Below are 5,189 nucleotides of genomic sequence, written 5' to 3'. Positions count from 1 at the left end.
GGTCAGCGACGGATACACCGAGAACGTCTGCGCCAGATCGTTCACCGTGAGGTTGTTCTGCACCGCGAGCGCGATCGGCAGGATCAGTTGTAGTGGCCGTGACGCAGGTGGATGGCGGCGACGGCCTGCTCCCAGGTGCGGCCGCGGCGATGGTCGTCGAGGACCTCCGACACGGCCATCGCGAGCCGGGAGCGGGCGGGGATGACCGAACCGGCGACGGTCAGCAGATCCGCGGGCACGGGCGTCGTGAAGGCGGCGGACACCAGGGCCGCCGCCCACATGGCGGCCCATAAACCATTGCCCACGTGGGAGATCGATGCTTCGCGGGCGGCGGCCATCGCGGCGCGGCGGGGACGGCCGGGGCGGGTGTAGCCGTGGATGTCGGCGCGGATGAGCGCGCCTGTCCACTCGCGGTACGGGTTTCGGAAAGTGGCGGTGTCGGGCGGGGCGTAACCGTCGATGAGATTGCGGTAGGCGACGCGTTCGGCCGTGTAGGTCTGCAGGAACGGCAGGCGCTCGAGCCACAAAGCGGCGACGTCGTCGGCGGTGAAGTCCGGGCCGCGCTGCTCCAGCAGATGCACGCCGAGGATCGTGTAGTCGATATCGTCGTCCCGGGGGCAGCCGTCGATACGGCCCAGAGTGGCTGTGCCCCAGGATCTTCGGCCGGTCGCCTCGGGCGGGAGCGGATCGGCCACGGGGACGTAGTCCCGCAAGGGGTACGCGTTGTTCGCGCGCAGGTATTCGCGGATGCGTTCCGGCGTCCAGACGAAGCCGTTCTCGAGCGGCTTGCCCAGCGTGCATCCGGCGCAGCGGCCGAGCCAGCCGCCGTGGATACGGTCCAGCAGCTCCGCCTCCGGGAGCATTAGGCTCGATTCCTCTTCCGCACCAGTGATATTCACGCTCCACGGCGCGTCGATCCATTCGGTGTACGGCCAGTCCGGCGACCTGGGGGCCCGCTCGATCTTGTCCAGCAGTCGCCAGCACGCGGCCGGGACCGGATGCTCGACGTGAGTCAGGTCGTGCACTTCCTCCGCGAAATCCGCTACCGCGTAACCGGATTCGTCGCGCTGACACCATTCGTAGTACAGCAGCGCCCGCGGATCGGCCTCGTGGTGACCGAAGAAGATCGTTTCGATTGTCACAGCGTCGCCCGCTCGATCGTCACAGCACCGCCTGGGTGGCCGTGACCACCTCCGAGAGCAGGGGCAGGGATTCGTCGCGCTGGGGTGGGCGGGCCCACCAGCGACCCTCGTGCGTGTGCCGGCCGAATCCGGTGGGCAGGATGACATTACTGCGATGCGGCCCGATGTCGACGCTGTTGCGTTCGAGCAGTTCGAGGCATTCGTCGGAGGGGTAGCCATCGAAGACCGCCAGGAAGGTGCGTCGCGGCGGCTTGTCGCGGACCAGCACCGGACCGGCGAAGCCGCGACCGACCAGTTCGTCAAGGATCAAGGCCCCCAAGGCTTCCGGCGTATTCAGGGCGGCGATCGTGTCGTTCAGCGGTAGCACTACGAATCCGGGGGTGGTCACGTGTACGTGGGGGAGACCGAACAGGGAGCGGTACACACGCGCCCACTCCTGCGGGGTCGTCAGCTCGTCCTCGTCCAACCGCACATTCCACCCCTCGTTCGGGCCCTGCTCCAACGACGGCGATGTCAATCCTCAGTGAAAACCCGTATCCCCCGTCCCACCACCGATTTGGGTAAATCGTTGGCGAACTGTGGAGAACTTGCGACGCGGCGGGGCTTGCCAAGTCCGCTGAACGGTCTGTTTCCGGGGTAGCCTCGGGGGTAGAGACAGACGTACCCATCAGGAGGTTCGTCATGCCCTGCGATTTGATGCTGATCGCCTACGACGGCTCCGAGAATGCTCGGCGGGCCGTCGAATACGCGGGCCGGTTCCTGGCGGCGAACAGAGCCGTCGTACTGACCGCGTGGGAGCCGATGGTGCGGCAGGCCGCGCGGCTGTCGGGGTTGTCCGGGGTGATGCAGCCGGAATGGATGGCCGACGACGAGATAGCGGACGTCGCGCTCGTGGACGCGAAGAACATCAATGCCGAAGGCGTGCGGCTGGCCAAGATCGCCGGTCTCAACGCGGAGGCGCGCACGGTGGAGTGCACCACCACCATCTGGACGGCCATCGTGGAGGTGGCCGACGAGCTGGATGTGGACATCATCGTGGCGGGCACCCGCGGGGCCACCGGCATCCGCGCGCTCATGCACTCCAGCGTTGCGGACGCGGTGCTCAAGCACTGCCACCGGCCGGTGCTGATGGTGCCGCCGGGACGGGAACCGGAAGCGAAACAGGTCTGAACGCGACCCCCGGGACCGAGATTTGCGGTAAAGATGCTGGGGCGCAAGGCATTGGCCCGTCCGTGACCGCGGGCACCGTGAGAGATGCGTCGCTCCCCGGACCTCGGTGGCGACGGCCCGGACTATGTTCGGACCATGGACGGATTTCTGCTCGCGACACCCGACGGTGTCGTCCGCACCTCGGGCACCCGCGCCGCCTTCGCCTCGGCGGCGGCCGCGAGCGCGGCACTGCGCTCCGGCGCGCACGAGCTGATCGTGGGCGCGCTGCCCTTCGATCCCCGCCGTCCCGCCGCCCTGGTCGCCCCCGAGCAGGCCGCGCACACCGCCGGGCCGTGGCGTCCGGCCGCGCTGCCCGAACTGCCGGAGGTCCAGATCGTCTCCGAAATACCCAGTGCCGCAGAGCATGTCGCTCGGGTGACGAAGCTCGTGGAGCTGCTGGCCGATCCCGGGCAACCCTTGCGCAAGGTGGTGGCGGCACGGTCGCTGGTGGCCGAGGCGTCGGCGCCGCTGGAGGCCGAGGTGATCGCCGGACATCTGGTGACCCGGCATCCCCGTGCCGCCGTCTACGCCGTCGACCTCACCGCCGCCGGACGCCCCGGCGAGACCCTGATCGGCGCGACACCCGAGGTTCTGGTCTCCCGGCGCGGCCCTACCGTGACCCTGCACCCGCTGGCGGGCACCCTGCCCCGGCTCGCCGATCCGGACGCCGACGCCGCGCAGGCCCAGGATTTGCTGGCCAGCGACAAAAATCGCGAAGAGCACGCCTACGTCATCGACTGGATCCGCGAGCGCCTCGCCCCCGTCTGCGTCGAACTGTCCATCCCCGACGGCCCCGAACTGCTGTCCACACCCGAAGTCTGGCACCTGGCCACCCCCATCCGGGGCCGCCTCGCGCACCCCGCGACGACCGCCCTCGATCTGGCGGTCCTGCTGCACCCCACCCCCGCGGTCTGCGGCACCCCCACCCCCCTCGCTCTCGACGCCATCCACGACCTCGAGGGCGATCGCGGCTTCTACGGCGGAGCGATCGGCTGGTGCGACAGCGCCGGAGACGGCGACTGGTACGTGGCCATCCGCTGCGCCGAACTCGCCGCCGACAGCCTGGCCCTGCGCGCCTTCGCGGGCGGTGGCATCGTCGCCGCCTCCGACCCGCACGCCGAGCTCCACGAGACGACGGCCAAACTCCGCACCTTCCTCGGCGGGCTGCGCTGCGCGATTCCGGAATAACGCAGCAGCGTTTTCCGTATGGCGAGGCGTCGTCCGCTAGAGTGCCGGGGAGGCGGGGCCGTTGGCCCCGTTACGCATGCGTCCGATGTTGGGAGTACCGCGATGAAGTTTGCCGTTCCTGGTGCAGCGAGTGCTGTCGGCGGAGCCCTGGTCGGGCTGGCGGCGGTCCTGGTCATCACAATGGCGGCTTCGCAGGACAAGCGGCCCGATATCGACCGCAGTGGCGACGCGGGCTCGTCGCTATTGAACAACGTTGAGTACGGCTCGCGCTGACCGGCTGACCTCCGAACCAGGCCACACCGCACCGCTGGGCCGCCGCTGGCTGTTCGGCAGTGTCATCGCCGCGTTCCTCCTGACCTTTCTGCAGTCCCCCGGGCAGACCGTCGCCGACACGAAATACGATCTGGCGCAGAATCCGCTCGGATTCCTTTCCCGCGCTTCACATCTGTGGAGCAGCCAGGCCCCGATGGGGCAGGTGCAGAACCAGGCCTACGGGTACTTCTTTCCGCACGGCGCGTTCTTCTCCCTGGGACATCTGCTCGGCCTGCCGGGCTGGGCGACCCAGCGCATCTGGTGGGCACTGCTGCTGCTCGCCGGATTCTGGGGCATCATCCGGCTCTGCGAGACGCTGGGCATCGGTAGTCGCGGCTCGCGGCTGATCGCGGCGGTCGCGTTCGCGCTGTCACCGCGGGTGCTGACCACGCTGGGCTCGATCTCCTCCGAGACGCTGCCGATGATGCTCGCGCCCTGGGTGCTGCTGGCGCCCGCCGCGCTGGGTGTGGCCATGAAGCGCAACGGCGACGACCCACCTCCGCGCCGTGGGATGGCGACGCCCGCCGGTAGTGCGCTGGCACTGGCGCTCATGGGCTCGGTGAACGCGGTGGCCACGGCCGCGGCGTTCCTGCCCGCCGCACTGTGGTGGATCTCGTACAAACCCAATCGCGCCTGGTGGCGCTTCACCCGGGCGTGGATTCCCCTGCTGGCGCTGGGCACCTTCTGGTGGGTGGTGCCACTGCTGTTGCTGGGCAAGGTGAGTCCGCCGTTCCTGGACTACATCGAATCCTCCGGCGTGACGACGCAGTGGGCCTCGCTCGGCGAGGTGCTGCGCGGCACCGACAGCTGGACGCCGTTCGTCTCCCCCGAACGCATCGCGGGCGCGGTGCTGGTGACCCAGCCCGCCGCGGTGCTGGCCACCGGGATGCTGGCGGCCGCGGGCATGGCCGGACTGGCCATGCGCGCCATGCCGAATCGGGGACGGCTGGCCCTGATCCTGCTGGTCGGCCTGGTCGGCATCTGCGCGGGCTACGCGGGTGACCTGGGCGGCCCGTTCGCCGAACAGGTCCGGGTGTTCCTGGACTCCGGCGGCGCGCCACTGCGCAATGTGCACAAGCTGGAACCGCTCATCCGGCTGCCGCTGGTGCTGGGCCTGGCGCACCTGCTGGGCCGGGTGCCGTTGCCGGGTTCGGTGCCGATGCCGGTGTGGCGCAGGGCCTTCGCGCATCCCGAGCGGGACCGGATGGTCGCGGTCGGCGCGCTCATCCTGACCGCGCTGACCCTGTCCACCTCGCTGGCCTGGACCGGGAAACTCGCGCCGCGCGGCAGCTACGACCGGGTTCCGCAGTACTGGCAGCAGACCGCGGACTGGCTGGC

General features: G+C 69.6%; 6 protein-coding genes. 4 read left to right on the top strand and 2 right to left on the bottom strand.

Annotated elements, in window-relative coordinates; genetic code table 11:
• Nucleotides 1–83: 83 nt before the first annotated feature.
• A complete protein-coding gene (locus ACWELQ_RS37380; RefSeq protein WP_452401741.1) occupies nt 84–863 on the bottom strand; it encodes an ADP-ribosylglycohydrolase family protein in 780 nt (259 codons plus the stop codon).
• A gap of 298 nt (nt 864–1,161) precedes the next feature.
• On the bottom strand, nt 1,162–1,614 hold the full coding sequence (locus ACWELQ_RS37375; RefSeq protein WP_452401740.1) for a hypothetical protein: 453 nt from the start codon (nt 1,612–1,614) through the stop codon (nt 1,162–1,164).
• Between the two features lie 209 nt (nt 1,615–1,823).
• Here ACWELQ_RS37375 and ACWELQ_RS37370 point away from each other — a divergent pair, with 209 nt between their 5' ends.
• The 4 genes from ACWELQ_RS37370 to ACWELQ_RS37355 all read left to right on the top strand — a co-directional run.
• A complete protein-coding gene (locus ACWELQ_RS37370; protein WP_452401739.1) occupies nt 1,824–2,312 on the top strand; it encodes a universal stress protein in 489 nt (162 codons plus the stop codon).
• A gap of 135 nt (nt 2,313–2,447) precedes the next feature.
• The gene (locus ACWELQ_RS37365) at nt 2,448–3,539 is read left to right on the top strand and encodes an isochorismate synthase (protein WP_452401738.1); all 1,092 of its coding nucleotides are present in this window, start codon (nt 2,448–2,450) and stop codon (nt 3,537–3,539) included.
• Nucleotides 3,540–3,641: 102 nt separating this feature from the next.
• Nucleotides 3,642–3,812: a DUF2613 domain-containing protein gene (locus ACWELQ_RS37360; RefSeq protein ID WP_157389630.1), complete on the top strand. Its 171-nt coding sequence runs from the start codon at nt 3,642–3,644 to the stop codon at nt 3,810–3,812.
• The coding region (locus ACWELQ_RS37355) for an alpha-(1->3)-arabinofuranosyltransferase domain-containing protein (RefSeq protein WP_452401737.1) at nt 3,793–5,189 on the top strand (1,397 nt) is incomplete at its 3' end. The genes ACWELQ_RS37360 and ACWELQ_RS37355, both read left to right, overlap by 20 nt.

The sequence above is a fragment of the Nocardia sp. NPDC004722 genome (genome assembly GCF_053601505.1).
The sequence above is the reverse complement of the archived record's forward strand: the minus strand, read 5'-3'. Positions and strand labels throughout refer to the sequence as shown.

What these genes read in the sequence shown, in the direction of transcription:
- ACWELQ_RS37380 (WP_452401741.1), bottom strand. Translation starts at nt 863, where the DNA reads ATGCTCCCGGAGGCGGAGCTGCTGGACCGTATCCACGGCGGCTGGCTC.
- ACWELQ_RS37370 (WP_452401739.1), top strand. Translation starts at nt 1,824, where the DNA reads ATGCCCTGCGATTTGATGCTGATCGCCTACGACGGCTCCGAGAATGCT.
- ACWELQ_RS37365 (WP_452401738.1), top strand. Translation starts at nt 2,448, where the DNA reads ATGGACGGATTTCTGCTCGCGACACCCGACGGTGTCGTCCGCACCTCG.
- ACWELQ_RS37360 (WP_157389630.1), top strand. Translation starts at nt 3,642, where the DNA reads ATGAAGTTTGCCGTTCCTGGTGCAGCGAGTGCTGTCGGCGGAGCCCTG.